This is a genomic window from Halobacillus salinus (assembly GCF_004684905.1).
GTDB classification, from domain to species: Bacteria; Bacillota; Bacilli; order Bacillales; family Halobacillaceae; genus Halobacillus; species Halobacillus salinus.
In genome coordinates, this window is the sequence record NZ_SRJC01000001.1 from 451,478 (window position 1) to 468,783 (window position 17,306).

Genomic DNA, 17,306 nt, shown 5'->3' on the forward strand with positions numbered 1-17,306 from the left:
GTTATTCTGGGATAGGGAGCGAAGCTTATGAGTTTCGAACATATTATTGAAGAGAAGATCAAACAGTCTATCAGAGACGGTGATTTCGATCATTTGCCTGGCAAAGGAAGACCGTTACCCAAAGATGAACTCGGATATGTACCTGATGAATTGCGTAACAGCTATCGGATTTTGAAGAATGCGAATATGTTACCAGAAGAGATGCAGCTTAAAAAAGAAATCGTAGAGATAGAGGAACTAGTTCACACGATTCAAGACCCTGAACAAAAAGAAGCATACAGAAGGCAATTGACTGAGAAGAAAATTCGCTTCGACATGCTGATGGAAAAAAGGAAGATATCCCAGTCCAGCGCGTTCAGACAATACGGAGGGAAAATAAATCGTCGCTTCGGTATATAAATTTACAATACGTTTGAAAAGGGTGCTTTTAGGATAGAGGTTAAAAGCGCCTTTTTCTGTGAATAATGATGAAAACGGTTGCTTGTAACTGGCGGTGTAGCTTTGAACCATGGTGTAAGGTTTATTAATGGCCGGAAAATATCTTGATGAGATAAAAGTAGACGTAAATGTGCCGATAGTACTAAGGATGATGTCTCGTAGACTTCCTCCTTTTTACAAATAGAAGAATTATAGTAAAGATTTATTTCAGGATATATTCTCAAGTGACAAAGGGAGGCAGGGTATATGTGTGGAAGATACACGTTAACAGCGGACGAACAAGCAATAATGGAAGAGTTCGGTATTGAGAAACTCGTTCATGAGTATGAGCCTCGTTATAATATAGCACCCGGTCAGAAAGTTCTGGCAGTCATTCAGACTAGAGAGGGGAAGCGCGCTGGAATGATGTATTGGGGACTGGTGCCATCCTGGGCAAAAGATCCTCAAATCGGTTATAAAATGATTAACGCTCGCAGCGAAACTGCTCATGAAAAACCGAGTTTCAAGAGACTAATGGCAGAGAAGCGATGTTTGATTATAGCCGACAGTTTTTATGAATGGAAGAAAACGGAGAGTGGAAAACAGCCTGTACGCATTTTTCCTGAAAATCGGAGTTTGTTTGCTTTCGCTGGGCTTTGGGATCATTGGAAGACAGAAGACGAAGAGCGGTTCACTTGTACAATTTTGACTCAAGAGGCAAACGAGTTCATGCAACAAGTTCACCACCGGATGCCCGTCATCCTCCCGAAAGAACAGCAGGAACAATGGATTGAACCTGTAAAGTGGAGTAGTGATCATGCTCATCAATTTGTGGAACAATTGACGATGGAAGACTTGGATGCCTACTCTGTAAGTACGTATGTGAATGCAGCAAAAAATGAAGGGCCAGCTTGTATCGAACCGCTGGTTGAAGAATAAACACTGCTGAACATTATCATCTGACAAATGCTCCTTATTCAGAAAAAAAGCATGAGAGGAATCCTATGAATAAACTTATCAAATCTACAGAAATAGACATGGATAACATATTTCAACTCTATCACACCCTGAAAAGTCACCCCTTAGATGACACATCGAGAAAGTTGGTAGAAGACCTGGGGCGGATTCTTGTACCTTACATACATACCCAACAGCATTTGCTTCGCTCTTTGAGTCATGTAATGTGCGTCTTGATGCTAGATGAGGATGGTACAATTCTATATAGTGATGACTATTTTGCCAACTTAGCAAGCTATGAATCTAGTCAAGTACAGAACAACAACTTCGAACAGTTTCTTACTAATGCTGATGACAATGATATATTCCGCAATTATTGGCGGGAGAAGAATGAGGATGAGGTCTTTGACGGGGATCTCAGCTTCATCGGGAAAAAACAAGTCCCTTTCTGGATGAGGACTATAATGGTTCCGTTATCTGATGAGGCTTCATATATGATGTTCGGAATGGATATTACATCCCAGAAGCAGGAGGAAGCGAAGCAGCTCGAGCGAGCTCACAGAGATTACTCCCGTACAGTGCAGTCATTAGTAAATCTGGTGTTTAAGGTAGAGCGGAGAGGTTCTGATGATTTTGGCTATACCCTTTTTGAAGGGAAACTAGCCGAAGATATTGGACTGACAACTGACACTGTTCAGAACCGTTCTTTAGAGGACATATTCGGAAAGTCCAAAGCACTGTTCTACCAGACGAAATACGAACGTGGGTTTCAAGGAGAAGTGCTATCGTATAAGCACTGCTATCAAGACCGCTATTTCTACACTACATTGTCTCCGGTCATGCAGGGAAGCAAAATTGCCGAGGTGATTGGAAGTTCGATTGAAATTACTTCGTATGAAGAAGCGGAGCACAGGATTGAACATATGGCTTCCCACGATCCATTGACAGACTTGCCAAACCGCGGGAAACTGCAAGCGGACCTGCCAACTCTTCTCAAAAAGCATGAAAAAGTTACCTTGATGTTCTGTAACCTGGATCGTTTTAAGTATATAAATGATGCAATGGGATATATCGCTGGGGATCAAGTCATCAAACTAATGGCGAAGCGAATCGAGAGCATTCTACCAAAGGGAGATATGCTTTACCGTTTAGGCGGAGATGAATTCATGGTCTGTCTACTGAATGACCACTCCAGTGAAGATATCGCCAAGCTCGGTCAGTCTGTTTTGAGAGAGATTTCTAACCCAATCCGTATCATGGGAAAACAAATTTTCATAACTGCTCGTATCGGAGTGGCCCGTCACCCTACAGATTGCTCAAGAGCAGATGAATTAATCGGATGCGCCAATGTCGCGATGCACTATTGTAAACAAAACGGGAGGCACAATTTCCTTTTCTATACCCCAGATATGAATCAGTATCATGATTATCGTATAACCATTGAAGGGGACCTTCGGGAAGCGATCAGCCGGAATGAACTTCACTTGAATTATCAGCCGAAAGTTAACGTGAAAACGGGGTTCATTAGTGGAATGGAGGCCCTTGTACGTTGGAATCATCCAGAGAAGGGATTTATTTCTCCGGGTGAATTCATTCCGCTGGCAGAAGAGACAGGGCTGATTACTCAAGTAGATGAATGGGTGCTAAAAGAAGCCTGCCGGCAAAATCAAGAGTGGATAGAGGATGGATATGCGCCGGAGCGTGTCGCCGTAAACGTCTCTGCAAATGAAATACAGCGTACAGACTTCGCGGACAAAGTCCGTCGTATTCTGGATGAAACAGGATTAGCGCCGCAGTTCCTAGAGATCGAAGTGACCGAGAACAGCGTAATGCAAAATACCGATCAATGCATAAGGACCATGCAAGACTTAAAAGCCTTAGGTGTCTCCTTATCCATTGATGACTTTGGGACGGGATACTCCTCCTTAAGTTACCTACGAAAATTCCCTATTCACTATTTGAAAATCGACCAAGCTTTCATTAAAGGGGTACTCCATGACCCGAGTGACTCAGAGATCGTAAAGGTCATGATCCAATTAGCGGAGGCATTCAAGTTGGAAGTGATTGCAGAAGGAGTGGAAAATGAAGAAGTTCTTCATTTTTTAATAGAAAACGGATGCGATTATTATCAAGGATACTACTTCAGCAAGCCACTTCCACCAGAAGAGATGGAGAAATCGCTCGTAAAGAAGCAATCTTACTCATAACAGTATTTCTCCTTGTGCAATTTAAATATAGGATCTTTTCAGAAACAAAAAAACGCCACAATGAATGTGGCGTTTTTCTTTATCCGTTTGAATAACGAGCTTCCTTCTCTTCTTGTCTTTCCTTCTTAGCAACTTTCAGGAACTTGTTCGTCTCGGCGGCTACTACACCAGAAAGGATGAGTAGACCAATCAAGTTCGGGAAGGCCATAAGTCCGTTCATGATATCAGCGAGGCTCCAAACGATATCGAGTTGGGCAACGGCTCCAATGAATACAAATAAGACGAACACGATCTTGTAGATTCCAATACCCTTTTGTCCCGTTAAGAACCCGAAACATTTCTCCCCATAGTAAGACCAACCTACAATAGTCGAGAAGGCAAAGAAGATTAAACCGATTGTGACAATATAAGCACCTGCATCTCCAAGGAAAATCTCGAATGAAGCAGTCGTCAAGTCTGCACCGTCCAAATCGCCTTGGTACTGACCTGCCATTACGATGGTAAGACCCGTCATCGTACATACAAGAATCGTATCAATGAACACTTGTGTCATCGATACAAGTGCTTGACGACCAGCATAATCAGTTCTTGCAGCAGCAGCGGCAATCGGAGCGGATCCGAGCCCTGCTTCGTTGGAGAATACTCCTCGAGCCACACCGAATCGAATGACAGTACCTAGCACTCCACCTCCGACAGCACTTGCTGTGAACGCATCTGTGAAGATCGTTTGGAGAGCGGGAAGGACCATTCCTAAGTTCGTGAAAATAATGATAAGTGCTCCTATGATATAAAAGACGGCCATGATCGGGACAAAGAAAGCAGTCACTTTCCCGATGCTCTTAATACCGCCTAGTAACACTAACCCTGCACAAACAGTAAGTATAAGACCAGTCACCCACGTAGGGACGCTGAACGTTGTTTCCATGACGTCAGAGACAGAGTTGGACTGTACCATGTTTCCGATTCCGAATGCAGCAACAGCACCGAATATTGCAAATAGAACACCAAGCAATTTTCCGAGCCACTTCGTTTTCAATCCTCTAGAAAGGTAATACATCGGCCCGCCGGACATCTCTCCATTCGGTCCTTCGATACGGTATTTGACGGCAAGTACAGCTTCCGCATACTTGGTAGCCATCCCGAATACAGCGGTGATCCACATCCAAAAGACGGCTCCTGGTCCTCCAAGGAACACGGCCGTTGCTACCCCTGCAATGTTACCAGTCCCGATCGTGGCGGCAAGTGCAGTCGTCAACGCTTCGTAATGGGAGATATCCCCTTTCTCTTTCTTCTTTTTCTTATCTTTTTTCGGGACGAACGCAAGCCGTAATGCATACGGCAGTGTCTTGAACTGTAAGAATCCGAGCCTGAGCGTCAAGTAAACCCCTGTCCCGACAAGCAAAATAAGCAGGACCGGGCCCCAGACAATGGAACTTATATTCCCTAATACGTCTTCTAACATCGTTCTCCAACCCCCTACAATTTGTGATAAAATGGTTTCTATATACAATATTCAGAAAATTTCAACCAAAAGTCAAGGACAATTCCTATTTCTTCATATTAAGATGCGTTTAGGAGACAGGTTTGGAGGAAATATGCTATAAGAGAAGGAGGATGGAATGCCTTCTTGGTCTATTTATAGAAATAAGGAAAAATGAAATACTATGTTTGGGGGAAAGAAATATGATTCGAGTTCTATTTGTCTGCTTAGGGAACATATGTAGATCACCGATGGCGGAGGCGATCTTGCGCGATTTGGTGTCAAAAGAGGGGTTGGAATCACAGATTCGAATTGATTCTGCTGGAATTGGACATTGGCATGAAGGTTCAGAACCTCATGAAGGGACAAGAAAAATCCTGGATGAGCAAGGGATTTCATATGAAGGTATGAGAGCAAGGCAAGTCAAAGCTTCTGATTGGGACGACTTTGATTACATCATTGCAATGGATGAGAAAAACATGGGAGATTTGAAGGCGATTCGTGAAAAGAATGGTGTAGTCGTCGACAAATTATTGAATGGCGTTCCTGATGCTGTTGAGACGGATGTGCCGGACCCATATTTCACAGGTAATTTCGATTATGTGTATAATCTTGTGAGTGCAGGCTGCTCACGCTTGCTTGAAAGAATAAAAAATGAACATTCTTTGAAGGAGGAATAATAATGGGACAGCAAAAGTTATGGAAAGGCATGTTGATTGGTGCAGCGGTCGGAGGAGGACTCATGTTGCTCGATAAGGATACTAGAAGTTATGTAGGGCAAAGAGGACGTTCGGCAGGTTCGACATGCAAGGGGTACATTAAACAACCTTCTCAGGCTATTCATTCATTGCGTTTGAATTATGAATATGTGTCCAAGCAATTGAATAAAGGTGTAGAAGAGCTTCTTGAATTGTTGAGCAAGCTTGAGGATATGCTCAACAAAGTAGGAGAAATTAATAAAGAGGTGGAAAATCAACTGAAGTCTGTTGACTCTAAAGAAGCCTCTTAATGTAACTCGAGGTGATGGAAAGTCATGAAAGATCTCATATCCATAGGAAAAGAACTAATCAATCGATTCGGAAAAGACGATGTTAGCGGAATGGCAGCTCAACTCGCTTATTTCTTTTTGCTTTCATTGTTTCCTTTTATGATTTTCCTAGTTACACTTCTTGGGTTTATAAGTATCGATGAAGAGCGTGTTCTAGCCTTCATCAGTACATACGCACCACCCGAGACGTTCGATATGATCACGGAAAACGTTTCTTCTTTATTGAAAAATGAAAATGGAGGAATTCTTTCTATTGGGATTATAGGTACGTTGTGGGCTGCATCAAACGGTGTGAATGCCATTATGCGTGCTTTTAATCGAGCTTATGATGTCGAAGAAGATCGGCATTTCATTGTAGCTAGGTTGATTGCCATCGTCCTCACTATAGCCATGGTTGTCGTGATCGGCATCGCACTATTGCTTCCTGTACTCGGCCATAGTATCGGTCTTTATATCTTTTCCTATATTGGCCTTTCGGATAGTTTTATTGCGATGTGGGAGGCATTGAGATGGGTGATTTCGACGGTTATATTCTTCATTGTCTTGTCGTTCTTATTCGCCATGGCACCAAACAAAAAGATAAGATATAAGAATACATCGATCGGTGCGCTCTTCAGTACAGTCGGCTGGCAAGGAACTTCGCTGCTTTTTTCTTTTTATGTAAGCAACTTAGGGAATTATTCGGGGACCTATGGCAGCCTGGGAAGTGTAATCGTCCTAATGATTTGGTTTTACCTCACAGGTATCATTATCATTTTAGGTGGAGAAATCAATGCCATCATGTTCCGTAGGGAACATGATATACAATCGACGAAAGCGTAATAATCGATACCATTTGAAACAATAACAAGCGCACAGTCTCTCAAGACTGTGCGCTTGTATCGTTTATCACTTTAACAATCTCAGACCGTTTAATATGACTAATATCGTACTTCCTTCGTGTCCGATTACGCCTAGTGGCAGATCGAGTACTTGCAAGAAGTTACTGATGATGAGAAGGGTGATGATCGCAATGGAAAAGACGACATTCTGTTTGACGATCCTGTTCATTTTCTCAGAAAGTTTCATTGCTTGAACAATCTTCGGTAGGTTGTTCTTCATCAATACAACGTCAGCTGTTTCAAGTGCTACGTCCGTTCCTTCTCCCATAGCAATCCCTAGGTCTGCAGTTGCAAGGGCAGGGGCGTCATTGATTCCGTCTCCAACCATGGCTACATGATTAAAGTGGTTTTTCATTTTTTTCAATTCGTCTACTTTCTGTTCTGGCATACACTCGGCTATGAATTGATCAATACCTACCTCTTCTGCTATGGCAGCGGCTGTCATCGGGTTATCACCGGTCAGCATGACTGTATAAACGCCTCGTTTACGAAGTCCTTCGATTGCCTTCCTCGTATCCTCACGCACCGTATCCTTCAAAGCGAATAGACCAATGATACGGTCTGACTTTTTGATGAAGATGACGGTTTTTCCTTGAGAGGCTAAAGTTTCGGCAATGCCTGACTCGAATTGGTACGCCTCGTTTTTACCTACGAACTCTGGTTTTCCGATTTTCCATTCGGTTTTATCTATGGTGGCAGTGACTCCATTTCCACTTACATCATTCATTTGTTCTACACCAGTGAGAGGGATATCCATGTCATTTGAGTAGGCGACGATCGCTTTAGCCAACGGGTGATTGGATTCGTTCTCAATAGATGCGGTCATTTGGATTGCGTACCGCTGATCGATGTCTTCTGAAAAAATTGCATCGGTCACTTCGGGTCTTCCTTTTGTAAGAGTACCAGTTTTGTCAAAGGCAATGGCTTCTATGTGAGATAAGTTCTCCACATGGACGCCGCCTTTAAACAATAACCCCTTCCGTGCGCCGTTCGAGATTGCAGACAGCGTCGCGGGCATAATGGATGCAACTAAGGCACATGGGGAAGCAACAACGAGAAGAATCATCGCGCGGTAAATCGTATCCATCCATGACCAACCGAATACAAAGTGGGGAAGGACCATCATGATGGCTACCACGGCTAAAACGACCTTCACATAAGTGCTCTCAAAACGTTCAATAAATAACTGAGAAGGTGACTTCTCACTTTGAGCGGACTGCACCATCTGAATGATCTTTTGAAACACCGTCTCGTTGGAAGGCTTATTCACTTCAACCGTCAAACTGCCGCTCATATTGACTGTCCCCGCAAAAACATCTTCATGCTTACCTTTTGTCAACGGAACAGACTCCCCTGTAATGGTACTTTCATCAATAGAAGATTCACCTTTCAAGATAGCTCCATCAGCTGGTACGCGCTCCCCTGGTTTAATCAGGATGTGATCCCCTACACGAAGCGACGATACGTTCACTACTTCATGACGCCCTTCTGTAAGAAGAGTTGCCTCCTCGGGCTGAAGGTCCATCAGAGAAGAGATTTCCTTTTGACTACGGTTCATTGTGTACGTTTCAAGGGCACCACTAAGTGCGAAGATGAAAATAAGAATAGCACCTTCCGTCCAGTAACCAATCGCTGCTGAACCGATAGCTGCAAGTATCATGAGAAGTTCTACATTTAACTCTTTCTCCTGGATTGTATCCTCGATACCCTCCTTGGCCTTTGCAAACCCACCAATGATAAAAGCTATGATATGAAGCGTTATATAAGTAGCTGGTGATAAAGAACTTTCAAAAATCCAAGCGAATAAGACAAGCGCTCCACTGAAAAGAGCTGCAATTAGTTCAGCGTGTTCCCTCCAAGGTACTTCAAACAAAGAGGAAGGGCGCCATGATTTATTGGTTAATGTACGTAATTCATCCGCCATGATTCCGGTCATCTCCTTTTCGATATGTTCTAATTGAGAATGAACATCGTTTAGATTAGAATGATTTTAATTTAGTATATGTTATTATTTTAACCTAAAAAAGTTCGTAGTCAAGGTGAAAAAGATATTGTTGCAAAATTCGGACTTTAAAAAACCGAGTCGTACAGTTGATATTACAACTGTAAACTTGCTATATTGAATAAGGTGTAAAAAATTTTTGAAAGGTGGAAATACCTATGCGTAAAGGGTTATTATTTATACTTATAGTTTCTTTCACAGTTCTTCTTGCCGCTTGTGGCTCAAGCAACAATGAAGAGAGTGATAAACAGGATAATGAAGAGGAAGCTTCTGCTGAAAAGTGGAATGAAATACAGGAAAATGGTGAAATTGTAGTCGGTACTTCAGGTACGCTTTTCCCGGCATCTTACTATCCAGAGGAATCGGATGAGATGACTGGCTACGATGTGGAAATCATGAAAGAGGTTGCTAAACGTCTTGACCTTGATCTGAAATTTGAAGAGTACGGAGTCGACGGTTTACTTTCCGCTATTAACAGTGGTCGTATCGATGCTGTAATTAATGATATGGAAGTTACAGAGGATCGGAAAGAACAGTTCACGTTCAGTGAACCATACAAATATTCTTATTCCACGATGATCGTCCGTGAATCTGATCTGTCTGGAATCGAAACGTTGGAAGACCTGGAAGGGAAAAAACACGGTGGTGGTGCTACGACAGTTTTCTCTGAAATTGCAGAACACTTCGGCGCTACTACGAAAACTTATGGAAACGTAACAAATGATGTATATTTGCTTGACGTAGAGAATGGACGCACAGACTTTATCATCAATGACTATTACTTGCAGTCTCTTGCATTGAAAGCACTTCCGGATATCGAAGTTCAACTACATCCTGACCTTCAATTCCACCCAACTAACTCAGCAATTGTCATGCCGAAAGATGCAGACAAACTGAAAGAAGAAATTGATGCAACATTGCAGGAAATGAGAGAAGACGGTACGCTTACGGAACTGTCTGAAGAATTCTTCGGTGGGAAAGACGCTTCCAAGAAACCAGAAGAAGATATTCGCGAGATTGAAGGATTAGAGTTGTAAGAGGTATCCTATGCTAGGTATCGAAATCGATTCTATCCAAATAGAGAAGCTGTTCAGATTTGAGAATGCTTGGTCGAATCTCCCCTTCATTTTGGAGGGGGTTCCGCTCACTCTTTTAGTTGCTGTGATCGGAATGGTGATTGGTCTTGTTCTAGGCTTTTTCCTCGCACTCGCCAGAGGTTCGGATCGTATCTTATTACGGTGGCCGGCGAGGTTGTATATATCTTTCATGCGAGGAACACCTATATTAGTTTATTTATTTGTTCTCTATTTCGGTTTGCCTGTGGTTGGCATTGAGTTTCCGGCGACTGTTGCTGCTATCATCGGGTTCGGTACAAACAGTGCAGCCTATATTGCAGAGATTAATCGAGCTTCCTTGAATAGTGTGTCCTACGGGCAATGGGAGTCAGCGCGTGCACTTGGGTTCACGTACTGGCAGACAATCCGGAGAATTATTATGCCACAAGCAACAAGAATTGCGATTCCACCGCTTGGGAACGTATTTCTTGATTTACTGAAGGCTACATCTTTAGCAGCTATGATTTCTGTACCAGAAATCTTGAACAAAGCTCAAATCGCAGCTGGACGTACAGTAGATTCAATGACTATGTACATTACAGCAGCTTTGATATACTGGCCGCTCACTATGGTTTTCTCAGCTTTACAGGATTACTTGGAAAAGCGCTATAACAAATATCTATAACCAAAAACCAGAGTCTCTGAACTCTGGTTTTTTCGTACATAATAAGTGTTGATGAAAATCATTTGATTCTTACAAGTGTGTGGTTTATCATAAGGAAAGAATTAATTCGTAATCATTATTATTTACAAAAGAGGTAACGTGATGAAACAAAAACCAATGGTGGAGATGGAACAAGTCTCCTTCAAATATGAAAAAGAATGGGTTGTAAAAGACGTAGATTTGTCTATATATGAAGGGCAGTTTCTCGGGTTGGTCGGTCCCAATGGATCCGGGAAATCCACACTGATCAAATTGATGCTTGGCTTAGCACGCCCAGATAGAGGCAGCATCCGTCTGTTTGGTGAACCCATTAAGAAGTTCGATCAATGGGAAGAGGTCGGCTTCGTCTCGCAAAAAGCAAATAGCTTCAATTCAGGGTTTCCTGCAACCGTTCTTGAAGTAGTTAAGAGTGGATTGGTTTCAAGAATGGGCGCTTTTTCCTTTTTTAAGAGAAAGCACAAAGAGAAAGCCTTAGAAGCACTGAAGACAGTGGAAATGGAAGAGTTCGCGGGTTCGAATATAGGAGAGCTCTCAGGTGGTCAGCAACAACGTGTTTTCATAGCAAGGGCTTTAGTTAGCGACCCGTCCTTAGTGATACTTGACGAACCGACAGTCGGAGTAGACGCGAAACACGTAACGGCTTTTTATGACTTACTGGGTAAGTTGAACAAAGAGCAGGGGATTACGCTGTTAATGGTGACACATGACATCGGGACGATCACCAATCACGCTACACACGTTGTCTGTATGAATAAGTCTATCCATTTCCACGGGGCATCTGAAGACTACAAGGAGTTCGACGATGATGATTTGAATGAGCTTTACGGTCATTCTGTCCATCAACTGACGCATAACCACAGCCACGATGAGGTGAATCGATCATGATAGAAAGTCTAATGCAGTATCAGTTTTTACAAAATGCCGTCATCACAGGTTTACTGATCGGGGTTGTGGCTCCTTTGTTAGGAGTCTTTATCGTTGTTCGTCGTTTATCTTTAATTGCAGATGCTTTGTCTCATATAACACTGACAGGAATTGCTGCGAGTTTATTACTAGAAAAACGAGTATCCGCTATCAACGATTGGAACCCGGTTTATATGGGGATGGTGTTTTCGGTTGCTGGCGCCATTCTGATCGAGCGACTTCGCAAAGTGTACAAACACTATGAAGAACTTGCCATACCAATTATTCTGTCTGGAGGAATTGGTCTCGGCGTCATTCTGATTTCGCTTGCAGACGGTTTTAACACCGACTTATTCAGCTACTTGTTCGGAAGTGTTACAGCCGTTGATCGCTCCAGTATGTGGACGGTTCTTTTCATTACACTCGGCGTCATTGCGATTGTTATACTATTCTATAAGGAACTCTTTGTTCTATCCTTTGATGAGGAGCATGCATCAATATCTGGTGTGAGTGGACGTTTCATTCATCTTCTGTTTATTGTCATGGTTGCACTCGTAATTGCCTCCTCGATGCAAGTTGTTGGGATTTTACTAGTCTCGGCATTGATGACTTTACCGGTCGCATCTGCCCTTCGTTTGTCTAGAAGTTTCAAGCAGACGATTGGCCTTTCGATTTTGTTCGGGGAAACCTCGGTCATTATTGGATTGTTTTCTTCGTATCACTTAAGTGTTCCACCAGGAGGAACGATTGTGATGACTGCTGTACTGATTCTTGTTATGACCATTATGTATAAGCGTGTTCAAAAGCAACTACTGGTAAAGGGTGAAGCGACATGAAAATGGAAACGGCGCTAGAAAGATTGCGGGAAAAAGGCTATAAGCGTACGAAGCAACGAGAGAGAATGCTTGAAATATTTACGAATCAAGACCAATATATTGCGGCAAAAGATATTTTGAAAACATTTCAAGAAGATTTTCCTGGTGTAAGTTACGATACGATTTACAGAAACTTATATTTGCTGACAGATGAAGAGATTTTGGAGGCTACGGAGCTTGGTGGAGAGAAGCATTTCCGGCTTAGCTGTGACACTCATGGCCACCATCATCACTTTATTTGCACAGCATGTGGGAAAACGAAATCCATTGAGTTCTGTCCGATGGATAAGGTACAGGATAATCTTCAAGGCTATGATATTGAAAATCATAAATTTGAAATATACGGAAAATGCCCTGCTTGTTCCTAAGTCTGCATCTGATGCAGGCTTTTCTTCTTGGTATTTCACAAACTGTAATCATTACATTTTTACAAAGGGTAACCATTACGGTATAATCCGATTGGTGCGAGAGGAGACAACTAATGAAACGCGTAATTGTTCTTTTATTCACCTTGATGATCGTAACAGCATGTAGTCAAGGTAATGAAGCGGCGACTGATAAATCAAACGAAGATGATATTCATATTTATACAACTGTTTATCCTATTCAATATTTCACAGACCAAATTGCTGGTGATATGGCGCAAGTCGAGTCAATTCTGCCACCCGGTACAGACCCTCACAGTTATGAACCGACGACGAAAGAGATGATTGAGTTCGCAGGTGCGGATGCCTTCATTTACAACGGGGAAGGACTTGAGGGATATGCCAAGACGATTTCAGATACGATTGAAACAGAAGGAGTCGATATATTAGAAGCTTCTGCTGGAGTCCCTCTTGAAGAAGATATCCATTCCTTCGAAGCCGATGAGGGACAAGTCGACGAAGGGGAACAGGAAAATCACAATCACGATGAAGAAAAGGGACATGATGGCCACCAACACGGAGAGAACGATCCGCATCTATGGCTGGATCCTTTGCGATCCATTCAAATGGCAGATAACATCCGTGAATTATTAGTTGAAATAGAACCTGAAGAGGCGGAAACCTTCAACCATAATTTCGAACGGTTGAAGCAAAAGTTGGAGGATTTAGATCACGATTATCATAAAACGTTGGAGACACTCCCGAAAGATGACATCATCGTCTCTCATGCCGCTTACAGCTACTGGGAAAAAGCATACGGCCTGAATCAGATACCTATTTCTGGCGTGAGTCCATCCAATGAACCTTCCCAGAAAGAAGTAGAATCCATCATTGAAACGGCTGAAAAACATGAGCTGAACCACATTTTATTTGAGCAGAACATTACGCCGAAAGTAGCTAATGTCGTTAAAAATGAAATCGGTGCAGAGTCGCTCCGTATTCATAATTTGTCGGTTCTGACGGAAGAAGATATCGAGAATGAGGATGATTATTTCACTCTAATGAGAGAGAACCTTGCCAAACTGAAAGAAGCTCTATCCGAATAGTAAAAGCAGCAGTCTAAATGACTGCTGCTTTTTTAAGTGGTCTGAGGGGCATTGGTTGCTCGTTCTTCTCGGCTGAATGCGGTCGCAACACCGACAATTACTAATAGCCCTACGATGATGTAGAAGAAGGACAAGCCAGGAAAGAGATCGAGAAAAGTACCTGAGAGAAACGGTCCTAGAATACTGCCAACACTGAATGCCATTCCGCACAAAATATTCCCTGCTGGGAGAAGTTCCTTCGGTAGCAAATCTGTCATATACGAAATACCTAAGGAGAATAAGGAACCCACACACAAACCAGCTAAAGCAAAAGTGACAAACAACCAAACGATAGAATGCTCGAAGAATGCGGCTAACAGGAAGGCGAGTGTTCCTCCGCCAACGACAGTCAAGATGACTTTTCTTCTGCCGATTCGATCACTTAAAGCTCCTAGCGGAATTTGTGAGAAAAGACTAGCGGCAGCAAAACATGGAATGATAAGAGATAAAATCTTGACCTCATGGCCGATTCTCATTCCGTAAACAGGAAAGATACCGTGCAGAGTAGCTTCCATAAAGCCGTAGGTGAGTGGAGGTAGAAAGGCTACCCAGCTCAGTTTAATGGCCCTAGAGAACCTTTTGATTGAACTGGTTCCATAGGCTGTGGTATGGTCTTTTTCAGGCATTTCATTACGGACACGCAGCATGCCTAACCACACAACTAAGCTCAATGCAGCAGAGATCAGGAACGGTGCAAAAAGACTAATGTCCAGCAGGTTGGTCATTAACGGTCCAATTGTGAACCCGAGACTGAAAAACAGACCGTAATAGGCGATGCTTTTGCCGCGCGATTCTTTGGCAGACGTTGCTGTTATCCACGTCTGGGTTCCGAAGTGTAGAATTTGGTCCCCTATCCCTATCGTGACACGCAGCATGAACCAGAACCAAAGCGCCTGCCAGAATGGGAACAAAGCTAAAGAAACAAAGACAAGCGCACCGCCGAGCATAATCATCGGCTTGTATCCTAGTCTTTGCAAAGGCCTCTCCATAAAGGGAGAAGAAATTAAGATACCTATGTATAACCCGGTTGCATGCAAACCGTTGACGGATGAAGATGTCCCGTTTTGTTCTAGAATCACCGCAAGCAAAGGGAGTAACATCCCTTGCGAGAAACCTGATATGGTGACTAGTCCAATTAGAATCCAGAATCGTGTTTGTTTTGATACCATCAGGGTGCCTCCTTACCCACTTATCGTAAACGAAGCGGATGAAGCGGGGCAACTGTTTCTTCTCAGGATTAGGTTATTTTCAAGCGTAAAACGGTTATTATAGGTGTAAAGGCGCAGATGATCAAAAGGAGTGAGTGAAAATGGATTTTTACATTAAAGAGAGTGGTGTCCGCACGTCATTTGAGTATGGACAGCTAGATATCTCAGGAGACGAAACATTTGGATACCGACCTTATCAATTGATGGTCGCTTCCATTGCTGGATGCAGCATTGGAGTGTTCCGCAAAATTCTCGATAAGCAGCGTACAGAATATGAAGACATTAAAGTGACAGCAGACATCACAAGAAATTCTGATGAAGCGAATCGGATTGAAAGCATTAAGCTTCATTTCGTTATCAAGGGGTACCACTTAAATCAGGATAAGCTATTGAAGAATTTGCAGGTATCGAGTAAGAACTGTTCTATGGTCCAATCTGTAAAAGATAGTATTGAAGTAGAAGAAACGCTTGAGTGTATCGAGCTCAGCAGATAAAATAGAAAGAGCGTATATCCGAAAATTTGGATGTACAGCTCTTTTTTTTTGTCATTTTAGAAGGACGGGGGATACACCATGAAACAAGTTGCTGTGAAAGTGCTGTTCTACATAATCGGTCTAATTACTATCGCTCTTGGAATTACGCTTACGATTAAAGCGGACCTCGGAGCTGGTGCATGGGATGCCATGAACGTAGGTTTGACGGAAACCATCGGATTGACGGTGGGGAACTGGGTAATGATAGTAGGGGCAATATTGATTCTCGTCAATGCTTTTATTGCCAAGGAAAAGCCGGACATATTGGCGGTCGTCACAATCCTTGTTCTTGGACAGGTGATTGATTTCTGGATGCTTATTGTACTGGATTCTTTCATGGTTCAAACGTTCCTATATCAACTGTTGACGCTAATCCTCGGAATCGTCATTATTGCTTTCGGAGCTGCGCTTTACTTGCAACCTAAGTTCTCATTAAATCCGGTCGATGGATTCATGGTTGCCTTACAGAAGCGATTCGGATTTAAAATAGGACTCGCAAAAACGTTGACAGAAGCGTTCGCACTCGTGATGGCTTTGTTGATAGGAGGTCCGATTGGCCTTGGTACACTGGTGATCCTATTTGGAATCGGGCCAGTCATACAATTTTTTGAGCCGAAAGCTAAAAACGCAATGGACAAAATGATTTCATAGGGTATAGACAACCGCCACCTTTCACATGATAAGTAAAAAGAAAGGTGGTTGAAGATGTGAACAAAAGATGGGTAGTCCTCATCGCTCTTATTGCACTTCTAACCGTTGTGAATGCTTTGCCCACTTCGGCTGAGGATAAAAAGTCAGAAGAGAAAAACGCAATCCCTAATCACGTATTGAATATTTCCAAAGATAACACGTACCCAAACTCGACAGATGACCAAGAACTGTTGGAGTCAGAAGAGTTGACTAAAGAGTTGCTGGAGGATTCGGATGTCCGCATTACGAATCCGCAGTTGATTGAGATGTTAAACGAAACCTCTTTAAAGCCGTCTCCTCTTGCAATTGGTTATAGAGGAGAAGTGTTTCTTGGACGTTGGCCGCTTGCTTATGATTCGAAAGAAACTAATATCAACTGGGAGTACCAGGAGATCAACACGAATGAACTTAATAACCATGGAGGGGAGCTGACCGAGAAGATCAGCTACGTCCAGAAGGAAGAGAAGCAGGTGAAAGGTGGGCTCACGTCAAGGATCAGTCATAGTGACCAAATGATGAAACTGATATTGCTGGAAGCGCAGCAGAATACGAAGCTTCCGCTATCCTTTACAACCGTCATTGGCAAAGGAACAAAACAGAACAATACCTATGCCGTTCCGATGAACAAGGTTGGTCGCCTGCATGCTTTTGCACCAGCTGTAAATGAGAAAGGTGAGGTCGCTTTCGGTGATGTGTATATCAAGTTGAAAGGATCCAAAAAGATGCTTTCCGTCAAAAACGTGACAAGACAAGGTATTGGAGCTTGGATTCCTGTTCAAGATCACGTAAGCTTCTCTTTTGAACTGAAATAAATCG

At 42.8% G+C, this 17,306-nt stretch carries 18 protein-coding genes; 15 read left to right on the forward strand and 3 right to left on the reverse strand.

What is annotated here, in order from left to right:
* Positions 1 to 27: 27 nt before the first annotated feature.
* The 3 genes from E4663_RS02615 to E4663_RS02625 all read left to right on the forward strand — a co-directional run bounded on the left by E4663_RS02615 (position 28) and on the right by E4663_RS02625 (position 3,581).
* Positions 28 to 399: a DnaJ family domain-containing protein gene (locus tag E4663_RS02615; protein ID WP_079479275.1), complete on the forward strand. Its 372-nt coding sequence runs from the start codon at positions 28 to 30 to the stop codon at positions 397 to 399.
* A 285-nt stretch (positions 400 to 684) separates the two neighbouring features.
* Positions 685 to 1,356 carry an SOS response-associated peptidase gene (locus tag E4663_RS02620; protein ID WP_079479276.1) on the forward strand — a complete coding sequence of 224 codons (672 nt, stop codon included), beginning with the start codon at positions 685 to 687 and terminating at the stop codon, positions 1,354 to 1,356.
* A gap of 65 nt (positions 1,357 to 1,421) precedes the next feature.
* The gene (locus E4663_RS02625) at positions 1,422 to 3,581 is read left to right on the forward strand and encodes an EAL domain-containing protein (protein WP_135326596.1); all 2,160 of its coding nucleotides are present in this window, start codon (positions 1,422 to 1,424) and stop codon (positions 3,579 to 3,581) included.
* A 79-nt stretch (positions 3,582 to 3,660) separates the two neighbouring features.
* On the opposite strand, the gene E4663_RS02630 is transcribed toward E4663_RS02625, so the two are convergent.
* Complete coding sequence (locus E4663_RS02630) at positions 3,661 to 5,043, reverse strand: alanine/glycine:cation symporter family protein (RefSeq protein ID WP_135326597.1); 1,383 nt, start codon at positions 5,041 to 5,043, stop codon at positions 3,661 to 3,663.
* Positions 5,044 to 5,264: 221 nt separating this feature from the next.
* On the opposite strand from E4663_RS02630, the gene E4663_RS02635 reads away from it, so the two are divergent.
* Genes E4663_RS02635 through E4663_RS02645 form a run of 3 tightly spaced genes read left to right on the forward strand, consistent with a single transcriptional unit; the run spans position 5,265 to position 6,931 of the window.
* Entirely contained in the window at positions 5,265 to 5,741 is a 477-nt protein-coding gene (locus E4663_RS02635) for a low molecular weight protein-tyrosine-phosphatase (protein WP_135326598.1), read from the forward strand.
* A gap of 2 nt (positions 5,742 to 5,743) precedes the next feature.
* Positions 5,744 to 6,070 (forward strand): YtxH domain-containing protein, encoded by a 327-nt coding sequence (locus tag E4663_RS02640; RefSeq protein ID WP_135326599.1) that lies wholly within the window; start codon positions 5,744 to 5,746, stop codon positions 6,068 to 6,070.
* Positions 6,071 to 6,094: 24 nt separating this feature from the next.
* The gene (locus E4663_RS02645; protein WP_135326600.1) at positions 6,095 to 6,931 is read left to right on the forward strand and encodes a YihY/virulence factor BrkB family protein; all 837 of its coding nucleotides are present in this window, start codon (positions 6,095 to 6,097) and stop codon (positions 6,929 to 6,931) included.
* 66 nt (positions 6,932 to 6,997) lie between these two features.
* Here the strand turns inward: E4663_RS02645 and E4663_RS02650 are convergent, their stop codons facing one another.
* On the reverse strand, positions 6,998 to 8,914 hold the full coding sequence (locus tag E4663_RS02650; RefSeq protein WP_135326601.1) for a heavy metal translocating P-type ATPase: 1,917 nt from the start codon (positions 8,912 to 8,914) through the stop codon (positions 6,998 to 7,000).
* A 236-nt stretch (positions 8,915 to 9,150) separates the two neighbouring features.
* On the opposite strand from E4663_RS02650, the gene E4663_RS02655 reads away from it, so the two are divergent.
* From E4663_RS02655 to E4663_RS02680, 6 genes are all read left to right on the forward strand, one after another.
* Positions 9,151 to 10,029: a transporter substrate-binding domain-containing protein gene (locus tag E4663_RS02655; protein WP_079479283.1), complete on the forward strand. Its 879-nt coding sequence runs from the start codon at positions 9,151 to 9,153 to the stop codon at positions 10,027 to 10,029.
* Positions 10,030 to 10,039: 10 nt separating this feature from the next.
* Positions 10,040 to 10,732 carry an amino acid ABC transporter permease gene (locus E4663_RS02660; protein ID WP_079479284.1) on the forward strand — a complete coding sequence of 231 codons (693 nt, stop codon included), beginning with the start codon at positions 10,040 to 10,042 and terminating at the stop codon, positions 10,730 to 10,732.
* Positions 10,733 to 10,873: 141 nt separating this feature from the next.
* On the forward strand, positions 10,874 to 11,656 hold the full coding sequence (locus E4663_RS02665) for a metal ABC transporter ATP-binding protein (protein WP_079479285.1): 783 nt from the start codon (positions 10,874 to 10,876) through the stop codon (positions 11,654 to 11,656).
* Positions 11,653 to 12,510 carry a metal ABC transporter permease gene (locus E4663_RS02670; protein ID WP_079479286.1) on the forward strand — a complete coding sequence of 286 codons (858 nt, stop codon included), beginning with the start codon at positions 11,653 to 11,655 and terminating at the stop codon, positions 12,508 to 12,510. The genes E4663_RS02665 and E4663_RS02670 overlap by 4 nt, the downstream gene beginning before the upstream one ends.
* A complete protein-coding gene (locus tag E4663_RS02675) occupies positions 12,507 to 12,917 on the forward strand; it encodes a Fur family transcriptional regulator (protein WP_079479287.1) in 411 nt (136 codons plus the stop codon). Before E4663_RS02670 ends, E4663_RS02675 begins: the two co-directional genes overlap by 4 nt.
* Positions 12,918 to 13,030: 113 nt before the next feature.
* Positions 13,031 to 14,020, forward strand: coding sequence for a metal ABC transporter solute-binding protein, Zn/Mn family (locus E4663_RS02680; RefSeq protein ID WP_135326602.1), 990 nt, complete (start codon positions 13,031 to 13,033; stop codon positions 14,018 to 14,020).
* A 32-nt stretch (positions 14,021 to 14,052) separates the two neighbouring features.
* On the opposite strand, the gene E4663_RS02685 is transcribed toward E4663_RS02680, so the two are convergent.
* A complete protein-coding gene (locus E4663_RS02685) occupies positions 14,053 to 15,228 on the reverse strand; it encodes an MFS transporter (RefSeq protein WP_135326603.1) in 1,176 nt (391 codons plus the stop codon).
* 140 nt (positions 15,229 to 15,368) lie between these two features.
* On the opposite strand from E4663_RS02685, the gene E4663_RS02690 reads away from it, so the two are divergent.
* The 3 genes from E4663_RS02690 (at position 15,369) to E4663_RS02700 (ending at position 17,302) form a co-directional block, all read left to right on the forward strand.
* Positions 15,369 to 15,761: an OsmC family protein gene (locus E4663_RS02690; RefSeq protein WP_135326604.1), complete on the forward strand. Its 393-nt coding sequence runs from the start codon at positions 15,369 to 15,371 to the stop codon at positions 15,759 to 15,761.
* 78 nt (positions 15,762 to 15,839) lie between these two features.
* On the forward strand, positions 15,840 to 16,451 hold the full coding sequence (locus tag E4663_RS02695) for a YczE/YyaS/YitT family protein (RefSeq protein ID WP_079479291.1): 612 nt from the start codon (positions 15,840 to 15,842) through the stop codon (positions 16,449 to 16,451).
* A gap of 56 nt (positions 16,452 to 16,507) precedes the next feature.
* On the forward strand, positions 16,508 to 17,302 hold the full coding sequence (locus E4663_RS02700; RefSeq protein WP_135326605.1) for a YfkD famly protein: 795 nt from the start codon (positions 16,508 to 16,510) through the stop codon (positions 17,300 to 17,302).
* Positions 17,303 to 17,306: the final 4 nt, after the last annotated feature.

Bases quoted from the DNA above. Each gene is read 5' to 3' on its own strand.
- E4663_RS02620 (WP_079479276.1), top strand. From the start codon at position 685: ATGTGTGGAAGATACACGTTAACAGCGGACGAACAAGCAATAATGGAA.
- E4663_RS02625 (WP_135326596.1), top strand. From the start codon at position 1,422: ATGAATAAACTTATCAAATCTACAGAAATAGACATGGATAACATATTT.
- E4663_RS02675 (WP_079479287.1), top strand. From the start codon at position 12,507: ATGAAAATGGAAACGGCGCTAGAAAGATTGCGGGAAAAAGGCTATAAG.
- E4663_RS02685 (WP_135326603.1), bottom strand. From the start codon at position 15,228: ATGGTATCAAAACAAACACGATTCTGGATTCTAATTGGACTAGTCACC.
- E4663_RS02650 (WP_135326601.1), bottom strand. From the start codon at position 8,914: ATGGCGGATGAATTACGTACATTAACCAATAAATCATGGCGCCCTTCC.
- E4663_RS02630 (WP_135326597.1), bottom strand. From the start codon at position 5,043: ATGTTAGAAGACGTATTAGGGAATATAAGTTCCATTGTCTGGGGCCCG.
- E4663_RS02645 (WP_135326600.1), top strand. From the start codon at position 6,095: ATGAAAGATCTCATATCCATAGGAAAAGAACTAATCAATCGATTCGGA.
- E4663_RS02670 (WP_079479286.1), top strand. From the start codon at position 11,653: ATGATAGAAAGTCTAATGCAGTATCAGTTTTTACAAAATGCCGTCATC.
- E4663_RS02695 (WP_079479291.1), top strand. From the start codon at position 15,840: ATGAAACAAGTTGCTGTGAAAGTGCTGTTCTACATAATCGGTCTAATT.
- E4663_RS02640 (WP_135326599.1), top strand. From the start codon at position 5,744: ATGGGACAGCAAAAGTTATGGAAAGGCATGTTGATTGGTGCAGCGGTC.
- E4663_RS02615 (WP_079479275.1), top strand. From the start codon at position 28: ATGAGTTTCGAACATATTATTGAAGAGAAGATCAAACAGTCTATCAGA.
- E4663_RS02690 (WP_135326604.1), top strand. From the start codon at position 15,369: ATGGATTTTTACATTAAAGAGAGTGGTGTCCGCACGTCATTTGAGTAT.
- E4663_RS02655 (WP_079479283.1), top strand. From the start codon at position 9,151: ATGCGTAAAGGGTTATTATTTATACTTATAGTTTCTTTCACAGTTCTT.
- E4663_RS02635 (WP_135326598.1), top strand. From the start codon at position 5,265: ATGATTCGAGTTCTATTTGTCTGCTTAGGGAACATATGTAGATCACCG.
- E4663_RS02680 (WP_135326602.1), top strand. From the start codon at position 13,031: ATGAAACGCGTAATTGTTCTTTTATTCACCTTGATGATCGTAACAGCA.
- E4663_RS02660 (WP_079479284.1), top strand. From the start codon at position 10,040: ATGCTAGGTATCGAAATCGATTCTATCCAAATAGAGAAGCTGTTCAGA.
- E4663_RS02665 (WP_079479285.1), top strand. From the start codon at position 10,874: ATGAAACAAAAACCAATGGTGGAGATGGAACAAGTCTCCTTCAAATAT.